The following is a 20835-nucleotide window of genomic DNA, read 5'->3' as shown; positions in this document are numbered from 1 at the left end:
AAATCAATGCTAAATAAAAGCATAAAATTTCTTATAGAGAATAAGCTGGTAGCGGTATTATTGCTTGCCCTCTTTGTGGGTATGGGCGTGGTCAATGCTCCTTTCAATTGGGATACTGGCTTTCTTCCTACCAATCCTGTTGCCGTAGATGCCATTCCAGATATTGGTGAAAACCAACAAATTGTTTACACACAATGGGAAGGACGTTCCCCTCAGGATATTGAAGATCAAATAAGCTACCCACTGACCACGACGTTACTGGGAATTCCTGGGGTGAAGACCATTCGTAGTTCCTCAATGTTCGGCTTCTCGAGCATTTATATCATTTTTGAAGAAGATATTGAATTCTATTGGAGCCGCAGCCGGATTTTAGAAAAGCTCAATTCCTTGCCTTCCGGTTTACTTCCTGATGGTGTCAACCCATCCTTAGGTCCGGATGCTACAGGATTAGGGCAAATTTATTGGTATACTCTAGAAGGTCGCGATAAGAATGGCAAAGTCACCGGAGGTTGGGACCTGCACGAATTGCGAAGTATTCAGGACTATTATGTAAAATATGCACTGTCTTCAGCAAGTGGTGTTTCTGAAGTGGCGTCGATAGGAGGTTATGTACAGGAATATCAAATTGATGTAAAACCGGAGTTGATGCGCCAATATAATATTGGTCTATCGGAAATTGTCAAAGCCGTAAAAGAAAGCAATAAGGATATCGGCGCACAAACCATGGAAATCAACCAAGTGGAATACTTGGTTCGGGGTCTGGGCTATATTAAATCTGTTGCAGACATTGAAGATGCGGTGGTGACCTCTGAAAATTATACGGCCATACGGATTAAGGATATCGCAAAAGTAAGTTTGGGACCTGCTCCTCGAAGAGGGATTTTAGACAAAGAAGGTGCTGAGGTTGTAGGTGGAGTGATCACCGCACGGTATGGTGCCAACCCGATGGCCGTAATCACTAATGTCAAGGAAAAGATAGAAGAGCTTAAAGCTGGCCTGCCTTCCAAAGAACTTTCGGATGGTACGATATCGCAACTCACTGTTGTTCCTTTTTATGATCGATCGGTACTTATTCAGGAAACTCTGGATACACTTGACGAGGCTTTGAGCTTGGAAATCCTTATCACGATCTTAGTCATTATTGTGATGGTTTTCAATCTAAGAGCTTCCATACTGATTTCAGGATTATTGCCCGTAGCGGTCTTGATGGTCTTTATAGCGATGAAGCTCTTTAATGTGGATGCCAATATTGTTGCCCTTTCCGGAATCGCCATTGCCATTGGTACGATGGTGGATATTGGGGTCATACTTTCTGAAAACATCATCCGACATCTGGATGAGGAAAAAGAACGTTATACCCTGACTGGGATTAAACAATCGATCAATCATGTGGTCTATGAGGCCAGTGCTGAAGTTTCAGGCGCCATTCTTACCGCGGTATTGACAACCATTATCAGTTTTATTCCAGTATTTACGATGATTGGAGCGGAAGGTAAATTATTTAGACCCTTGGCCTTTACAAAAACCATGGCCATTGCCGCTTCGTTTTTTGTAGCCCTATTTCTGATTCCTCCGTTTGCAGCCTACTTGTTCCGAAGAAAAAGCCTTAGAAAAGTTACTGCAAATCTCATCCATATCATATTAATAGTTCTGGGAATTGCTGCCATTGTTTATGGGTATTGGTTGGGCCTTATTTTAGTTGGATTCGGCATCACCGGATTGTTAAAAGATGAGAACATTACTTCTAAAATATCCGATAGGTTAATCTTGACGGACAAGCGTGCCAATAGCATAAATATAGTCATCTCTGCCTTGGCAGTTGTCTTCCTCTTAGCAGAATTCTGGCGTCCACTTGGCGTGGATAAAAGTATTTTTTGGAACCTGTTATTTGTAGGTTTTATCTGTTTTGGTCTCTTAGGACTATTCTGGTTGTTTCACTATTACTATACTCGGATTCTTGGCTGGGCACTTCGTAATAAAATAGTATTTCTTTCTTTACCTACACTTATCGTAGTTCTTGGGGTCTTGATCTGGCAAAATACGGGTAAGGAATTTATGCCCTCACTAAATGAAGGCTCTTTCCTATTGATGCCAACGTCAATGCCTCACTCCGGGGTGGAAGAAAATAAGCGTGTGCTGCAGCAATTGGATATGGCCGTGGCGAGTATTCCAGAAATTAGCACTGTGGTTGGTAAAGCTGGGCGTACCGAGTCGGCTTTAGATCCAGCTCCATTATCAATGTATGAAAATATCATTCTGTATAAATCGGAATACGCGTTAAATGAAGATGGAAAGCGCCAGCGGTTTAAAGTGAATAAAGAGGGATTGTTTGTTCTTAAAAATGGCAGCCTTGTTCTGAACCCGAATAGTGATGCTGCGAAGAATGGCAATGCTGAAACTACAGAAACACAGGATTCATTTTTTGTAAAAGAGCAAGACCTTGTTCCCGATAACGATGGCGAGTTTTATAGAAATTGGCGACCGGAAATAAAATCTCCGGACGATATTTGGAATGAAATAGTCCGCGTGACGAAAATTCCCGGGGTCACCTCCGCCCCAAAATTACAGCCTATTGAAACGCGATTGGTCATGTTGCAAACGGGAATGCGCGCCCCGATGGGAATTAAAGTTTTAGGACAAGATCTTGGTAAGATTGAAGCTTTCGGAATAGAATTGGAAGACATTCTAAAACACGCGGAAGGCGTAAAAGTAGAAGCGGTGTTTGCCGATAGAATAGTGGGGAAACCCTATCTATTAATAGACATTAAAAGAGACCGATTGGCGCGTTACGGCGTCACCATTGAAGAGGTACAGGAAATTCTGCAGGTGGCTGTAGGAGGCATGGCCTTGACTCAAACCGTGGAAGGAAGAGAACGATACGACGTAAGGGTGCGTTATCCACGTGAGTTACGGGCGGATCCAGAAGACCTGAAAAACATTTATGTGCCGGTAGAAAATGGCAATCCTGTACCCTTGGGCGAACTTGTGGAAGTGCGCTATGAGCAGGGTCCGCAGATGATCAATAGTGAGGATACGTTTCTGGTGGGTCATGTGTTATTTGACAAACTGGACGGCTACGCAGAAGTCAATGTGGTAGAAAATGCACAGGCCTTGATCAAAGAGAAGATAGAGAGTGGAGAACTTACCGTCCCAAAAGGGATCAACTACCAATTTACGGGGACTTATGAAAATCAATTGCGCGCCGAAAAAACCCTTTCTATTATTGTGCCTTTGGCTTTGGTGATCATCTTTTTTATCCTGTATTTCCAATTCCGTTCGGTATTTACGTCGCTCATGGTATTCTCGGGAATTGCAGTTGCGTTTGCTGGCGGATTTTTGATGATTTGGTTTTACGGTCAGGATTGGTTCTTAAATTTCACCTTTTTTGGCGAAAACTTACGGGAAATGTTCCAAATGCATCCCATAAACTTAAGTGTTGCCGTGTGGGTCGGATTTATTGCCCTCTTTGGGATTGCTACGGATGATGGCGTGGTCATGGCCACCTACCTCACCCAAACTTTTGATAAAAATGAACCAGAAAATGTCAAGGAAATCCGGGCTTCCGTGGTAGAAGCCGGAATGAAGCGGATTCGTCCATGTTTGATGACTACCGCCACCACGCTTTTGGCCTTGTTGCCCATATTGACCTCTACAGGTCGCGGAAGTGATATCATGATCCCAATGGCCATTCCAAGTTTTGGCGGGATGTTGATTGCGTTGATTACCCTCTTTGTTGTGCCTGTATTGTTCAGTTGGAGACGGGAAGCAAAATTGAAAAGACGACTAAGAATTCTTAAAAACCAATAGAAATAATGAATCTGAACTTAAATACAATCATTCGTTTCCGTAGGTCACAGTTCCGCATTGGAGGGATAGTTCTTGTGGCGCTCCTGTTTTTTGGAGGGCCTTCACACGGGCAACAACTGGCAACGTATATTGAAGAAGCCATAAATAACAATCCCAATATTCAAGCTGTGGAAAAGCAACATGCCATTTCGCTGGAAAAAATTTCGGAGACCAACACGCTTCCAGATACTGAGTTTTCCGGCGGATATATGGTTGGAACCGAAATGCCCATGATGCAGCAAGGGGAGTTTTCGGTGATGCAAATGTTGCCTTGGTTTGGAACTATTTCTGCCCGTGGCGATTATGCTTCAGCCTTAGCCGATGCCGACTTTTTGGAAATTGAAATCGCCAAAAGGAAAATCGCCATGATCTTGTCGCAATCCTATTACCGCCTTTATCAAATAGCTAAAAAACAAGACGTGTTGGATTCCAATATTCAGTTGCTACAAGTTTATGAGCGGATGGCATTGACCTCGGTTGAGGTGGGACAGGCCTCAGCCGTATCGGTGTTGCGACTTCAGATGCGGCAAAACGATCTGATGGAACGAAAATTAGTGCTGGAGCAAGATTATGCCGCAGAACTGACAGCGTTCAATAAAATCATGAATCGGAATGAAATCGAACCGATCGTCATTGTAGATAGCTTAATAATGCCTGACACCGACTTTGAAATTGATTTTGCCAACCTTTCACTCCACCCTGAATTGCGTAAATTTGAGGAGCTGAACAAGGTCGTTTCCCAAGCCGATGCGCTCAATAAAAAGGAAAGTGCGCCTGGCTTTGGGGTAGGAATGGAGTATATGTTATACAACGAAGCATCTAATATGTTGATGCCGATGGTAACGCTTTCGATACCAATATTCAACAAGAAATATAAATCCATCGCCAAGCAGAACCAGCTCCAGCATGAAGCTTTGGATATTCAAAAACAAGCTTCGGAAAACACCTTGATAGCAGAATTACAGACCGCAGTAAGAAACAGAAATGCAGCCCGGATCAGTTTTGAGACCCAGGAGAAGAATCTCATTCAAGCGCAGAACGCCAATGAGATTTTGTTAAAGAATTATGAAACCGGAACCATCGATTTTAGGGAGGTTTTGGATGTTCAGGAGTTGCAGTTAAATTTTCAAATAAATCGCATAGAAGCGATTGGGGCTTATTTTAATTATGTGAGCATAATCGATTATTTTACTAAAAATTAAAGAGTGTATAATTTTGAATGGCACTTTTTTCAATAGGATGGGAATCCTTATAAATCCAAAAAAACTAAATATTAACATAAATCAAAATCAAAATGAACTTTTCGAAGAAAAATCACGAACACAAAAACAACACTAAAATTGTTGTCAGTAAGAATTTAAGAGTAACAACAACAATCGTGGCTCTCGCTTTTGTAGGCCTAACAACAATGTCCTGTAAAGACGGTAAAGAAAATTCAAGTGCTACAACGGATACTGAAATGATCAAATTGGAGCCAAGTACATCGACTGCTAAAAAAGAGTCCAAAATCCAGAATCCAGAATCAGAAAAGGTATTGGCAGATTATATGACCCTTAAAAATGCCTTGGTAGAAACCGATAAAGATGCGGCGACCGAGGCTGGAAAAAAACTTGAAATCACCTTAAAAAGCTTTACCTTAGATAACTACTCTGCTGATCAAAAAGCGGAATTGGAGCCATTAGTTGCATCGGCCATTGAACATTCCGAAAAGATTGCCAAGAGTAACATGGAAGAACAACGTGCGCATTTTCAAAAGTTGAATGATGCTATTACCAACATGGTAGCTATTACTGGCACGGAAAATACACTTTACCAACAATTTTGCCCAATGTATGCGGGTGATACTGGTGGTGCTTGGTTGAGCACGGAGAAAAATATTAGAAACCCATATTTTGGCAGTAAAATGATGAAATGTGGTGTCGTGCAAAAGGAGATCAATTAATTAGAACCTGAAGACCTAACAGGTTTTTGAAACCTGTTAGGTCTTATCATAACCTGCAAGGTGTAGGTTTTATGAAACTACTGTAATGTGGGGAACAATCTTGTTGAATAGTTTTCACTTATCTTTTGATTTTTATCAATCCTAAGAAATGTCGGATAAAATGGGTGGGAGCTTTAAGGTATAGACGCGTACTTATCGCCGTCTTAAAAGCAAGGAATGAAATTCATATAAGTGATGTCTAATCTCTATGAATTTTCATATGTTATAGGAATTATAAGAATTAAAAATTTAAAACAATGACACACATATATAACATCGAGGGAATGACCTGCAATGGGTGCAGAGTTCATGTTGAAGAGATTCTTTCAGAAATGGAAGATGTTGCCAACGTCACGGTCGATTTAGAAAAAAAAGAGGCAACGATCGAAATGAAAAACCATATTCCACTTGAAAAATTTCAAAAGGTTTTAAAAGATGATGGTAGTCGCTATAGTATTCATGATAAGGTTTTAAAAGAGAAGGATTCGACAGAGGAGATTCCTGCCTACGCAGGAATGATGAAACAAACCTACAGCATTGAGGGAATGACCTGCAATGGTTGCAGGAGCCACGTTGAAAAAATACTTTCCAATGTAGAAGGCGTCTCAAGTGCCTCAGTCAATTTAGAGAATAAAGAGGCGACTATCGAAATGGAAAACCATATCCCACTCGAAACCTTTCAAAAGGCTTTAAAAGATGATGGTGGGACTTATAGTATTCATGATAAGGCTTTAAAAGAGAAGGATTCGACAGAGGAGATTCCTGCCTTCCTGCCTGCCGGTCAGGCGGGCGCAGGAATGATGAAGCACACTTACAGCATAGAGGGAATGACCTGCACTGGTTGCAGAAGCCACGTTGAAAAGATACTTTCGAAGGTAGAAGGCGTCTCAAACGCTAACGTCAATTTAGAGAAAAAAGAGGCCACTATCGAAATGGAAAACCATATTCCACTCGAAACCTTTCAAAAGGCTTTAAAAGATGATGGTGGGACCTATAGCATCTATAATGTGGGAGATACGCCTGAGCCTTCTGAAATTAAAAAAGATAAATCACCAAAAGGTGTTGGTACGGGTGTCTTTTATTGCCCAATGCATTGTGAGGGTGATAAAACCTATGATAAACCTGGAGATTGTCCGGTATGTGGGATGGATTTGGTTGAAGAACAAAATTTATCGGCTATGGCTTCAGAACAGTGGACCTGTCCAATGCATCCTGAAATTGTACAAGATGAAGCAGGTTCTTGCCCAATCTGCGGAATGGATTTAGTCCCGATGGAACCCGATCTTTCATCCGAGGAAAAAACCTATAAAAAATTATTGAAGAAGTTTTGGATTGCCATGGCGTTTACGTTACCAATCTTCATCATCGCGATGAGTGAAATGCTCACTACCAATCCATTGTATGATCTCATGTCCCAGCAAAGTTGGAATTGGGTTCAATTTGCACTCTCCATTCCCGTAGTATTTTATGCTACTTGGATGTTCTTTGAACGTGCCTACAGAAGTATCAAAACATGGAATCTCAATATGTTTACACTTATCGGTATTGGTGCCGGAGTCGCTTGGGTATTCAGTGTAGTTGCGCTGCTTTTTCCAAATGTTTTCCCTGATCAGTTCCGATCGGATTCTGGTGCGGTACACGTCTATTTTGAAGCGGCGACCGTGATTCTAACCTTGGTGCTTTTAGGCCAGCTTTTAGAAGCACGTGCCCATAGCAAAACCAATTCAGCGGTAAAAGAGTTGCTAAAATTAGCGCCCAACAAAGCCGTCAAAATGGTAGATGGTGAAGAGGTTATTGTCAGCATTGATAAAATTGCGTTGAATGATATTCTCAAGGTCAAACCCGGAGAAAAAATTCCTGTAGATGGAGTCATTACTGAAGGTGAAACCAGTATCGATGAATCGATGATTACTGGAGAACCAATACCTGTGACCAAAACCATAGACGACAAAGTTAGCAGTGGAACGATTAATGGCAATCAAATGTTTTTGATGAAGGCGGAAAAAGTGGGCAGTGATACCTTACTGTCCCAAATCATCAAGATGGTGAATGATGCAAGTAGAAGTCGTGCGCCAATCCAAAATTTAGCCGATAAAGTTTCTGGCTATTTTGTGCCGGTAGTAGTGATCATATCCGTGATCACTTTTGCAGTTTGGGCCATTTGGGGTCCAGAACCAGCGTATGTTTATGCATTGGTCAATGCCATTGCAGTGTTGATTATCGCTTGTCCGTGTGCTTTAGGATTAGCAACCCCAATGTCCGTTATGGTGGGGGTTGGAAAAGGCGCTCAAAATGGTGTTTTGATCAGGAATGCTGAAGCCCTTGAAAAAATGGATAAAGTGGATGTTTTAATTATTGATAAAACTGGAACCATTACCGAAGGCAAACCAACTGTTGAGACCGTAGGTTCATTTAATCCAGAGTTCTCAGATCAGAAGGTACTGGAATACATCGTTTCACTAAATAGCAACAGTGAGCATCCGTTGGCAGACGCCACCGTAAAATATGGGAAAGAACAAAAAGCCGAAATCTTGAAATCGGAGGCTTTTAGCGCAGTTACCGGAAAGGGCGTTGAAGCGACTGTTAACAGTCAAAAAGTAGCTTTAGGAAATCCTAAAATGATGGAATATGCCCATGCGGAGATCAGTACGGAAATGGAGGATGAGGCAAAATCTTTTCAGCAGCAAGGTAAAACCGTTTCCTATTTAGCCGTTGACAAAAAGGTTGTAGGCTATGTGGTGATTGGTGATAAAATTAAACCTACCAGTGCAAAGGCCATTAAAGAACTTCAAGAGAGAGGCATTGAAGTTGTCATGCTGACTGGAGATAACCATAACACCGCACAAGCTGTGGCTACCGAGCTTCACCTTACCGATTTTAAGGCAAGCATGTTGCCAGAAGACAAACTCAAGGAAGTAGAAAAACTGCAAAAACTTGGAAAGGTAGTTGCCATGGCAGGTGACGGTATCAATGATGCGCCAGCATTAGCGAAAAGTGACGTGGGAATTGCCATGGGTACAGGTACGGATGTAGCCATTGAAAGTGCCATGATTACCTTGGTGAAAGGCGATCTGCACGGGATTGTTAAAGCTCGGAAGCTAAGTCATGCCGTGATGAAAAATATAAAACAAAACCTCTTTTTTGCCCTTGTATATAACACTTTAGGAGTGCCGATTGCGGCAGGCGTTTTATTTCCGGTATTCGGGATATTATTATCGCCAATGATTGCTGCATTGGCCATGAGTTTTAGCTCGGTATCTGTTATAGGGAATGCCTTGAGATTAAGAGCGGCTAAGATTTAGAAATAAATGCTTATCAACATTTCAAGACCATTCCTAATTGGAGCACAAGAAAGAGAAGTAGCCGAAATGAAGGCCATTATTAAACGTTTGGAAAGTACTAAATATAAAAGAAATATTAAATGAAAAAGAATATCATCTACACGGCTGTTGCCTTGATTGTAGGTTTGTTGGTAGGGTTTTTACTGTTTGGTGGAGATTCTGGAAACAAGTCAACAAATTCAGACACCCATGAGCATTCAGAAGCTGCTGCACAAATGTGGACCTGTTCCATGCACCCACAAATTATGCAGCCCGAACCTGGGGATTGTCCGCTTTGTGGGATGGATTTAATTCCTGCAGATGCAGGTGGTGAAGGTCTCGCCATGAACGAGATTAAAATGACCGCCAACGCTATGGCTTTGGCAAATGTCCAAACGATGGTGGTTGGAAATGCATCGCAAACAGAAGGAAATGCCTTGGTGCTTTCTGGGAAAATTATGCCCAATGAAGAAGCCAATGCGGTGCAAGCCAGTTATTTTGAAGGTCGAATAGAGAAATTAAACGTCAATTTTACGGGCGATAATGTTCGTAAAGGACAATTGTTGGCTACCATTTATGCGCCAGCTCTTGTGGCAGCACAACAGGAATTGTTGACGGCAGCTTCTATGAAGGAATCACAACCCGCATTGTACAACGCTGTTCGCAATAAATTGAAACTGTGGAAACTGTCCGAAGAACAGATCAGTCAAATTGAGACCTCAGGAAAAGTTCGAGAGAATTTCCCGATTTACGCGACGGTTTCCGGTACGGTTTCAGAGAAACTGACTGAAGAAGGCGACTATGTCACACAAGGGCAGCCCATTGTAAGGGTTAGTAATTTAGCTACAGTATGGGCCATGTTTGATGCTTATGAAAATCAGATTTCACAGTTAAAGGAGGGTCAAAAAATATCAGTGACTTCCAATGCCTACCCCAACAAGGAATTTGAAGCCACGATAGCTTTTATCGACCCAAGTTTGAACACCCAATCACGAACGGTTTCGGTTAGAGCAACGTTAAATAATAAAGAAGGTATTTTAAAACCTGGAATGTTCGTGACCTCCAAGGTTCAGGTCGGCAAAAGCACAAACCAACAATTGCTAATAAGTATTCCTGCTACTGCGGTGCTTTGGACGGGAAATAGATCTTTGGTTTATGTAAAAACCAATCCTGACGAACCTATTTTTAAAATGCGTGAGGTCGAATTAGGACCGAAGAATGGCGAGTTTTACACTATTCTTGATGGGTTGTCCAACGGCGAAGAAGTGGTGGTCAATGGGACGTTTACTGTGGACGCTGCCGCACAGCTTCAAGGTAAAAGAAGCATGATGAGCACCGAGGGTGAGTCGGAGATGGATCCCACAGGTCATCTTGCTGGCATTGAAAGATTGGAAGTGCCATCCAAGTTCCGAGATCAACTAAAAACAGTATTTGATGACTATATGGTCATCGAAAAAGCATTGGTAAAGGATAATGCAGAAACCCCAAAAAAGGCCGCTGAAGATTTACTCAAAAGTCTTAAAAAAGTAGATATGAAGTTGGTAAAAGGAGAACCGGGACATAGCCGTTGGATGTTGTTGGATAAAGAACTGCAGCAATCTGCCCTCGCCATTTCTAAAACATCTGATATCAATCAACAAAGAGATCACTTTATCCATCTTTCTGCACATTTAATAAATGCGGTGAAAACTTTCGGTATCAATCAAAAAGTATATGTGGATTATTGCCCAATGGTAAAGGACGATCTTGGCGCGTTTTGGCTGAGTACTGAAGAGGAAATCCTGAATCCGTATTTTGGTGCAAGCATGCTCCGATGTGGAGAGATCACGGATGAAATAAACTAAATAGATGAAGGTCTTTAAATCGGAATTCCTGTTTCCTTTAAAGACCTTCTTTTCATATCTTGCAGAAGCTGGGTAAAACTAGAATAAGGCTTTCAATAATTACTGATCAGAAAATAACTATGTTCCAAAAGATAATCCGTACAGATGCCTCAAAAACTACGATTCTTATTCGGTTAATGGTAGGAACTGTCTTTTTATCAGAAGGTCTTCAAAAGTTTATTTTCCCAAGCATTCGAGGGGCAGGGCGCTTTGAGAAAATCGGGCTTCCGACTCCTGAACTTCTCGGCGCATTGGTTGGAGGTTTTGAAGTTGTTTGTGGCGCACTAATCTTGTTTGGTTTGCTCACGCGATTGGCCAGTGTTCCTACTTTAATTATCATGATGGTGGCCCTTTTTACCACAAAAGTTGAGCTGTTTAATACTGCGGGTTTTTGGGAAATGTTGCACGGGAGCAGAACCGATTGGGCGATGTTGCTCGGAAGCTTATTTCTAATCGTGAAAGGTGGCGGTAGATTTTCAATGGATTGGTTGTTATTAAATAGGAAGAATGAAAAAACCAACTGAGAAAGGACTGTTAAGATCGCTTACCTTAAAAGATGCAGTAGGCATTGGGTTGGGCGCAATAATTGGGGCAGGAATTTTTGTGGTCACGGGAATTGCCGCTGGAGTTTCTGGTCCTGCCTTTATAATTGGCCTTTTTATCGCTGGGGGTATTGCCGCATGTAATGCTTTAAGTTCTGCCCAATTGGCCGCGATATATCCGCAATCGGGTGGCACTTACGAATATGGGTATATTTTGATAAATCCGTCCTTTGGTTTTTCTGCGGGCTGGATGTTCCTCCTCAGTAAACTTGCAGCAGCGGGCGTGGTGGCCATAGGGTTTGGCAGTTATTTTTATCAGCTGGTGCCGATCGGCTCGCCAATGAGCTTTTCTGTTTTGGCCATTATAAGCCTTACTCTTGCCAATTATTTCGGCATAAAAAAAGCAGGGATCTTAAATCTTGTGATTGTTTCAGTCACCTTGCTTTCCCTTTTATATTTGAGTTTAAGTGGGCTTCCTGAAGTGAAGGCGGATAATTTTAAACCTTTTGCGCCATTCGGTATAACAGCAATTGCAGAAGCTGCCGCACTTTTGTTTTTTGCTTTTACAGGCTATGCAAGAATTGCAACCCTTGCAGAAGAAGTATCAGAACCCAAGAAAACAATTCCAAAAGCGATTATTATTACCATAATAATCGCGATTGTTCTTTACGCCGCTATCTCCATGGTAGCCATAGGCGTCATAGGAACAGAGCGTATGGCAAGCAGTACTTCCCCATTGCAAGTTGTAGCAAATTCTTTATCTGCCCCAGCAATTGGTACTGTGGTTACCATTGGTGCTTCCACGGCGATGTTGGGGGTATTGTTGAGCCAGATTTTAGGAATTAGTAGGATGATGCTAGCCATGGGCAGAAGACATGATTTGCCCCCAATTTTCCAAAATATTCACACGCGCTACAGAATTCCGCACGTCGGAATCTTGTTAACGGGCATCATAATTTTGTTACTGACACTTCTAGGATCGTTTGAATTTATAGTAAGGGCAGCGACTTTTACTATCTTGCTCTATTACAGTATTACAAACATCGCGGCACTTAAACAGCCTAAAAAAGATCAAAGATATGGGATGGTGATTCCGATAGTTGGTTTGATAGGCTGCTTGGCGATGTCCGTTTCTTTACCTTTAAATGTTATAATTTCAGGTATTGGATTGTTGTTGGTAGGGTTTGTTATAAGATTTATATTCCATAAAATATATGGCAATCCAAAATAACACTTTCCTTATCCGTCTATAGTGCATGATGTGTAACTTTAATAAATAAATGAACAACGAAAAAACCGCCATACGAACTGTTTACTTCAGTATCATTGGGAACACGTGTTTGGCCATTATAAAAGGCTTGGCCGGGTTTTTTGGAAACTCCTATGCGCTCATAGCAGATGCGATAGAATCTACAACTGATATTTTTGCTTCTGTTCTTGTGTTGCTAGGTTTTAAATATGCCAAACGGCCTGCAGATGAAAACCACCCTTATGGTCATGGAAAGATTGAACCTTTGATTACGTTTGCCGTGGTCGCATTTTTGGTTATTTCGGCTACAATAATTGCTTATACAAGTATTCAAAATATCCAAACGCCTCAAGAAACGCCAAAAGGATGGACTTTAATTGTGCTGGCCTTGATCATTATTTGGAAAGAAATCTCCTTTCAAATTGTGATAAAGAAAAGTAAGCAAACCAAAAGCTCTTCTCTTAAAGCTGATGCTTGGCACCATCGGAGTGATGCCATAACTTCTGTCATGGCATTTATCGGAATTTCAATTGCCATCATATTTGGAGAAGGTTATGAGAACGCCGACGACTGGGCGGCCTTATTTGCATCGGTTTTTATTTTATACAATAGCTATTTGATTTTTAGACCAGCTTTGGGTGAGATCATGGACGAGCAACTTTACGACGATCTCATCTTGGAAATAAGAGCGCGCTCCATGGAAGTACCAGGCGTTTTGGGGACTGAAAAATGTATGGTGCGTAAATCCGGAATGAAATTCCACGTAGATTTACACGCTATTGTGAATGGTGAAATGAAGGTGAAAGTTGGACATCATATATCACATGAACTCAAGGATTATTTGCATGAAAAGATTCCTAATTTAGGGGAAATACTCATTCATATTGAACCTAATACTTATGGTGGATTATAATTTATCCTGAGACCTAAGCGAAAACAAATTAAAATCTATTTAACTCCCAATTGTAAACCATTTTATTGGTCTCAAATAAAGTTAAAACTTGCCCTTAAATGCATCTCGCATTAGCATCTAAAGTTTTGACACGTATTTTACGGATTTTCACAGATTTTATGATAAAACCTTTTATAGCATTCTCCAAGCATGTAATATTGATGTGGAACGTCCTAAAATCGTCTCTTAAAAATCATTTCGCTATGAATACATCCTCTCAAATTAGTATCTTCGTAATCTTATTTTAATTATAAATCTTCAATTATGACGTACTTTAAAAGCAGCATCTTAGGGCTGTTTACTTTCCTTCTTCCGTTTTCAATCCTTGCACAAGAAGCAAACTATGGGAATCAACATTTATTCGACGACTTTACCTACCGTCAAGGAAATGTCTACAGAACGGCTTCAGGAAAACCTGGTCCAGAATATTGGCAAAACGCCGCCGATTATAATTTAGAAATGTCCTTGGACGAAAAAAACCACATGGTTTCAGGAAATGTCACTATTCATTATACCAATAACAGTCCCGAAACTTTAGATTTTATTTGGATTTATCTGGATCAGAATCGTTTTACCGAAAATTCCAGAGGAACATTGACCACCTCTGTTCTTGGTAGTCGTTACAGTGGTGATGTTGAAGGCGGATTTGAATTGTCTAATATTTCGGCTAAAACAGAAACCGGTACTTCTTCAAAGCATATCATTACCGATACCAGAATGCAGCTTTTCCTGGATAAACCGTTAGCGGCCAAAGGAGGAAAAGCCACCATCACCATGAATTTTAAATTTAAGGTCCCTGTTGAAGGCATGGACCGTATGGGACGATTGGAAACGGAAGGTGGAACTATTTACGCCATTGCGCAATGGTATCCACGTGTGGCCGTGTTTGATGATGTGGTGGGGTGGAATACAGAGCCTTATTTAGGGGCAGGTGAATTTTACTGTGAATATGGAACTTTTGACGTTAAAATAACCGCGTCAGTAGATCAAACCGTGGTCTGTTCTGGAATTTTACAAAACCCGAAAGAAGTGCTTACCAAAACCCAACAAGAGCGTTTGGCACAAGCTGCAAAAAGCGATAAAACCGTTTATATCATCAAACCAGATGAAGTAGGAAAGCCTGCGTCTCAAGCTAAAGCGAGTGGGACATTGACGTGGCATTTCAAAATGGAAAACACACGGGATGTGGCGTGGGCTGCATCAAAATCATTTATTTGGGATGCCGCTCGTATGAATCTTGGTAATGGAAAAACAGGATTGGCACAATCTGTCTATCCTAAGGAAAGCGATGGCAGCACTGCTTGGACCCGTTCAACCGAATATACCAAAGGATCTGTAGAATTTTACTCGAACACCTATTATCCATATCCATATCATAATGCGATTAATGTTGCTGCAAATGTGGGTGGCATGGAATATCCAGGAGTGAGTTTTTGCCATTATCAAAGCATTGGCGAAGATCTATGGGGTGTGACAGATCACGAATTCGGCCACAATTGGTTCCCGATGATCGTTGGGAGCAACGAACGTCGTTACCCGTGGTTGGACGAAGGTTTTAATACCTTTATCAACCATTACAGTACGGTAGCTTTCAACAATGGCGAATACCCGTCTTCTACAGATCAACCGCGGAGCTTGGTGAGATATCTTACCTATGAAAATCGTGAAGGAATCGATACGTCTCCTGAAGTGGCCAATGCAAGAAACTTGGGTTACACGGCTTATTTTAAACCGGCGGCAGGTCTTTTTATGCTTCGTGAATACATATTGGGTGCTGAGCGTTTTGATAATGCCTTTAAAAGCTATATCCGTCACTGGGCTTACAAGCACCCGCAACCCAACGATTTTTTCAACCATATGGAAAATGTCGCTGGTGAGGATTTATCTTATTTTTGGAAAGGTTGGTTTTTCGGCAATGGCAATATAGATATGGGCATAACCTCTGTAGAACCTTATCAAGGCAACTATCTCATTACTGTTGAAAATAACGGACAAATCCCAATGCCTGTTGAACTTCAGGTAATCTATACCGATGACTCCACTGAAACTGTCAGACTTCCCGTTGAAATTTGGCAGCGCGGCAATAGTTGGAGCCATCTTTTGAAAACCTCAAAAGAAGTGAAGCGTGTCGTCATGGATCCCAACAAGATGTTGGCAGATGTCAACATGTTAAATGATACGTGGAATAAATTATAATCCCATAAACAAAGCCTCTAAATCGAAATGGTTTAGAGGCTTTTTCTTTTTATGGCCTGGCAACTTTGGAAGATTTAATAAAAGGGAATATCTTTCAGAAAACAATCCGTTTTTAATGGAACTAAGACGGATAAAGTCATAAAATTGGAACAGAAAATTAATATCGCATACCATGAGCAAAACAAATAACAGAAGGAATTTTTTAAAATTAAGTGGGCTTGCCGGGCTTGGAATAGCCACTGGAGGTTTGGTAAGTTGTAGTACGCCTGCAGGAGTTGTCGCGCCACCTAATTTTGGCACGTCCCGATTTAATATGTCTGGATATGCCGCTCCTAAAATAGAGACGGTTAAAATTGGTTTTATTGGTTTGGGTATGCGTGGACCATCTGCAGTACAACGAATTAGTTATATTGAGGGTGTAGAAATAATGGCCTTATGTGATTTAAGGCCAAAGCACGCTGAAAGTGCCAAAAAATTATTGGATGGCACAGCACATAACCCAAAAATTTATAGCGGAAGTGAAGATGCTTGGAAGGACATGATTGATACAGAAGATCTGGATTTAATTTATATCGCAACGCCCTGGGATTTACATGTGCCAATGGCTGTTTATGGAATGAACGCGGGAAGGCATGTGGCAGTTGAGGTTCCTGCCGCCAAAACGATTGATGAATGTTGGGAATTGGTGGAAACTTCTGAAAAGACCAAAATGCATTGCATGATGCTCGAGAATTGTTGTTATGATTTTTTTGAATTGCTCACACTGAATATGGCAAGACAAGGTTATTTTGGTGAAATTATTCATGGTGAAGGTGCGTATATCCATGATCTTGTCGATTTGAATTTTGATAAAAATGCTTATCAGGACATGTGGCGCCTTAAGGAAAATATAGGCCGTGATGGAAATCTTTATGCTACTCATGGGTTAGGACCTATCTGTCAGATCATGAATGTCAATAGAGGCGATCAGATGGATTACTTAACCTCACTTTCTAGTGCTGATTTTACAATGAATCCGATGGCTAAAAGTTTGGCAGCCAAAGACGATTTCTTTAAGCCGTATGTAGATGCCAATTTTAGAGGAAACATGAACACCACCATGGTTAAAACCAAAAACGGGCGCAGCATCATGATTCAACATGATGTCAGTTCGCCAAGACCTTATTCTCGAATCCACTTGGTAAGTGGCACCAAGGCAATTGCTCGAAAATGGCCAGAGGCCAGAATAGGCAAAGGCCATTCTTGGTTAAATGATGAAGAATTTAAAGCTGTGGAACAAAAGTACACTCCAGAAATTGTTCAAAAAGTGGGCGAATTGGCCAAACAGGTTGGTGGTCATGGCGGGATGGATTTTATGATGGATTGGCGATTGATCGACTGTTTGCGTAACGGCCTTCCATTAGATCAAGATGTGTATGACGCTGCTTTATGGAGTGCCATTTCACCCTTGAGTGAACAGTCCGTAGCCAATAGGTCGACCTCCATTGACGTACCTGATTTTACCCGAGGAAATTGGAAAACTAATAAACCTGTAGATGTTAGTCTTACAGGAGGCGGTACAACCAATGTGCTTTATGGTAAATAAAAACAAGTAATTGGGCCTTCTTAATCCACTGCTTTAATGGCGTGGCGATTTGATACATCAATATAAATGACCTTCCTGTTTCAGTTGAAATTGGGAAGGTTTTTTGATTTAAAGGGCTTGAAGCATCTGGTATTGTATCTTCTTTCCTGGCACTTTTATGAATTGCTATAACTTTATACACTTTTCAACTGTGTAAAACCTGTGTAATATTCCCTAATACGTGTAAATCTTACACACTTTTTGTTGCTTAAAATGCGATATAAGCCTCTAAAAGCAACGAATTTTGTGATGGCACAAGTGTTGCTAACACTAAGATGAAATCGAATCATTAAAACAAACAACAATTCGGGATTATTATCTATGAACACAAAAATGACAAATTCTGATCAAATGAAGATCACAAGAGACGAGAACAAAACTCAAAGAGCTGATAAAAAAGAGTCCTTTTTTAATAGTTTATCTCCAGTAAAATCCATCAATCCATGGGGCGTAGTGGTATTAGTGACTACGTTTATACTCATGATTGGTTCTGGATTTTTGGTATTTGAACTTCAGAATGACTTCCAACAGTTTAGGGAAGATCGAATGAGCAACACTTTTGGTCTTATATTTTTGGTTGTAGCTACTGGACTCTTCGTTTTTAAAGCGGCTTTCTTCATCTACAACCTCTTTCTTTATTTTAAATACAAGCCAGTAAAATCTGTTACCAATGAAGAGTTGCCAACTTGTACCGTTATTGTACCGGCGTATAATGAAGGCAAACAAGTTTGGGATACCTTAATGAGTTTGGCAGATAGCGAATATCCAGAAGGTAAACTGGAAATATTGGCAATTGATGATGGAAGTAAAGACGATACTTGGTATTGGATGCAACAAGCTAAAAAGAAGCTTGGAGATCGTTTATCAATTTTCCAACAACCACAAAATAAAGGAAAACGTCACGCACTATACCGAGGTTTTCATTTAGGAAAAGGTGAGGTTTTTGTAACTGTTGATAGTGATTCCGTTGTGAAGCCTGATACTTTAAGAAATTTGGTAAGTCCATTCGTAGTCAATGAAAAATGTGGTGCAGTGGCTGGGAATATCCGTGTGCTTAACAATGAGAAAGCGTTATTGCCTAAAATGCTTAATGTAAGTTTTGTATTGAGTTTTGAATTTGTGCGTTCTGCAGAAAGTAGTTTAAACTCTGTACTTTGTACACCCGGAGCTTTAGCAGCATACCGTAGATCGGCAGTGTTTGCTTGTCTTGAAGATTGGATCAATCAAACATTCATGGGACAACCTTCAGACATTGGAGAAGACCGTGCCATGACCAATATGATATTAAAACAAGGTAAGCATGTGCTTTTTCAAAGAAATGCTTATTGCTATACAAATGTGCCTGAACAGTACAAAGGTCTTTATAAAATGTTTATCAGATGGGGGAGAAGTAACGTTCGTGAAAATATACAAATGTCAAAATATGTATTCACGAATTTTAGAGAAGGTTCAAAATTGGGAACGCGCCTGTTATTTATCAGCCAATCGTCAAAAATAATCATGAGCTATCCATTCTTAGTGTTTATGTTATTTTTCATCGTGATGCACCCAATCCTTTTCATAAGTTCTACGTTTTTCAGTATCTTAATTCTATCGAGTTTCCCGGTATTGTTTTACGCAAAACGTTATAAGCTATCAGAATCTTTTTGGGCCTATTCTTACAGTGTACTTTACACCTTCGGCTTGTTTTGGATTACCCCATATGCTATTGCCACCGCAAGTAGAAGAGGATGGTTGACGCGTGAATTATCAGAAAAGAAATAAAAGGACTTCTTCGGAAGATTAAAAAATATGGTAGAGGATTGTGGCTTATGAAGGTAAGTTGCGATCCTCTACTTATTTAATGTGTTGATTGAGATTAACGTCTCGCCCGAAAGTTTAGTTCGTTAGGTGTGAGTTAAGGATTAACGATTGAAGAAGGTGGATTTTGAATAACGATTAACGATTAACGATTAATGATTTCGAATGCTGATTTTGGATATTGAATATTGAATATTGAATAACGAATAACGAAGAGTTCTGAATACTATTCCCTCAACATTTCCACCGTCGCCACCGTTCTAAATCCAGAATGGTCAGAGCCAGAATCCCAACTGGTGCCCATCCGTGCGGAAATCCTGAAACTCGCACAATAAGAGGCATGGCATAAAAAGGAACCGCCCTTTATCACGTGCTCTTTGGCATAGGGATTTCCAGGAGTGTAAGTGTGGTCTGCACCTTTCGGATTGATCAAGGGTTTTGAAGTGTCCAAATGTCTATAATAATCTACATTAAACCAATCGTTAGTTAATTCCCAAACGTTTCCCAGCATATCATAAAGTCCAATGCTATTTGGAGGATATGATTTAACTGGTGCAATAAGTGGAAACCCGTCCGTACTTTCATTCTTGACAGGAAAGGTGCCTTGCCACGTGTTTGCCGAGGCGTTTAATTGCGAAGCGTCATTGCCCCATGTATAGATGCCATTTGTGTCATTTCCTTGTGCTGCAGATTCCCATTCGGCCTCAGTAGGTAGTCGTCTATTGGCCCATTTGCAATAAGCAATAGCATCTTCATAAGCCATATGGACTACAGGATAATCATCTTTGCCCTCAATGGTACTCTCTGGACCTTCAGGATGTTTCCAACTGGCGCCAGTTTTCCAGATCCACCATTGTGTATAATTGTTCATATCAGCCACAACATTCAAGTCTTTATTAAAAATCAAACTTCCAGGTTGGAGAGCGCTATCGGCTGGTTTAGGGGTGCCTTCTGGTACATCTTTTTTCATGACCTCCCAATCAATTGGGCGTTCTGCTACAGTTATATAATTGGTGGCCTCCACAAATGCTCTAAATTGTTTATTCGTGACTTCTGTTGCATCAATAAAAAAACCATCTACCGTAACTTCATGGGCTGGTTTTTCTCTTGACATGGCAAACTGATCACCTTGTTTGGCACCTTGTACAAAAGTTTTTCCTTCCACCCAAACCATCCCATCAGGTGTTGGAACGTCTTTAGGTTGTTCTTTTAGCAAAATATGTTTTGGAGGTTCAACAAGAGTTGATTTTTTTTCGGCCGAAGGATTCTTGCAGCCCATAAAAGCGTAGAGTATAACAACCAAAAATAACAGGTTTTTATATGTATGGTTTGACATAAACATGATTTTATTAAGGGAAAACGTTTTGCATTGAGCGTATAAGAACAAATTCCAGAATTTACAACTGTAAATTTACTTAAATAAATTAGTTTCTGTAGTGAAT

At 40.7% G+C, this 20835-nt stretch carries 12 protein-coding genes; 11 read left to right on the top strand and 1 reads right to left on the bottom strand.

What is annotated here, in order from left to right; translation table 11 throughout:
• Positions 1 to 6: 6 nt before the first annotated feature.
• The 11 genes from VLZ86_RS14280 to VLZ86_RS14230 all read left to right on the top strand — a co-directional run bounded on the left by VLZ86_RS14280 (position 7) and on the right by VLZ86_RS14230 (position 19357).
• On the top strand, positions 7 to 3807 hold the full coding sequence (locus VLZ86_RS14280) for an efflux RND transporter permease subunit (RefSeq protein WP_325452512.1): 3801 nt from the start codon (positions 7 to 9) through the stop codon (positions 3805 to 3807).
• 5 nt (positions 3808 to 3812) lie between these two features.
• Complete coding sequence (locus tag VLZ86_RS14275; protein WP_325452510.1) at positions 3813 to 5048, top strand: TolC family protein; 1236 nt, start codon at positions 3813 to 3815, stop codon at positions 5046 to 5048.
• Positions 5049 to 5140: 92 nt separating this feature from the next.
• A complete protein-coding gene (locus VLZ86_RS14270; RefSeq protein ID WP_325452508.1) occupies positions 5141 to 5788 on the top strand; it encodes a DUF3347 domain-containing protein in 648 nt (215 codons plus the stop codon).
• Positions 5789 to 6084: 296 nt separating this feature from the next.
• Positions 6085 to 9129: a heavy metal translocating P-type ATPase gene (locus VLZ86_RS14265; protein ID WP_325452506.1), complete on the top strand. Its 3045-nt coding sequence runs from the start codon at positions 6085 to 6087 to the stop codon at positions 9127 to 9129.
• A 119-nt stretch (positions 9130 to 9248) separates the two neighbouring features.
• Complete coding sequence (locus VLZ86_RS14260; RefSeq protein WP_325452504.1) at positions 9249 to 10991, top strand: efflux RND transporter periplasmic adaptor subunit; 1743 nt, start codon at positions 9249 to 9251, stop codon at positions 10989 to 10991.
• A gap of 119 nt (positions 10992 to 11110) precedes the next feature.
• A complete protein-coding gene (locus VLZ86_RS14255; RefSeq protein ID WP_325452502.1) occupies positions 11111 to 11554 on the top strand; it encodes a DoxX family protein in 444 nt (147 codons plus the stop codon).
• Positions 11538 to 12803 (top strand): APC family permease, encoded by a 1266-nt coding sequence (locus VLZ86_RS14250; RefSeq protein ID WP_325452500.1) that lies wholly within the window; start codon positions 11538 to 11540, stop codon positions 12801 to 12803. Before VLZ86_RS14255 ends, VLZ86_RS14250 begins: the two co-directional genes overlap by 17 nt.
• A gap of 49 nt (positions 12804 to 12852) precedes the next feature.
• Positions 12853 to 13734 carry a cation diffusion facilitator family transporter gene (locus tag VLZ86_RS14245; protein WP_325452498.1) on the top strand — a complete coding sequence of 294 codons (882 nt, stop codon included), beginning with the start codon at positions 12853 to 12855 and terminating at the stop codon, positions 13732 to 13734.
• 303 nt (positions 13735 to 14037) lie between these two features.
• On the top strand, positions 14038 to 15969 hold the full coding sequence (locus tag VLZ86_RS14240; RefSeq protein WP_325452496.1) for a M1 family metallopeptidase: 1932 nt from the start codon (positions 14038 to 14040) through the stop codon (positions 15967 to 15969).
• Positions 15970 to 16141: 172 nt separating this feature from the next.
• A complete protein-coding gene (locus VLZ86_RS14235; protein WP_325452494.1) occupies positions 16142 to 17554 on the top strand; it encodes a Gfo/Idh/MocA family oxidoreductase in 1413 nt (470 codons plus the stop codon).
• Positions 17555 to 17944: 390 nt separating this feature from the next.
• Entirely contained in the window at positions 17945 to 19357 is a 1413-nt protein-coding gene (locus VLZ86_RS14230) for a glycosyltransferase family 2 protein (protein ID WP_325452492.1), read from the top strand.
• A gap of 262 nt (positions 19358 to 19619) precedes the next feature.
• On the opposite strand, the gene VLZ86_RS14225 is transcribed toward VLZ86_RS14230, so the two are convergent.
• Positions 19620 to 20729, bottom strand: coding sequence for a formylglycine-generating enzyme family protein (locus tag VLZ86_RS14225; protein WP_325452490.1), 1110 nt, complete (start codon positions 20727 to 20729; stop codon positions 19620 to 19622).
• Positions 20730 to 20835 lie beyond the last annotated feature (106 nt).

The sequence above is a fragment of the Gelidibacter sp. genome (assembly GCF_035515035.1).
Taxonomy (GTDB): Bacteria; Bacteroidota; Bacteroidia; order Flavobacteriales; family Flavobacteriaceae; genus Gelidibacter.
This window is presented reverse-complemented; position numbering and strand designations above follow the sequence as displayed.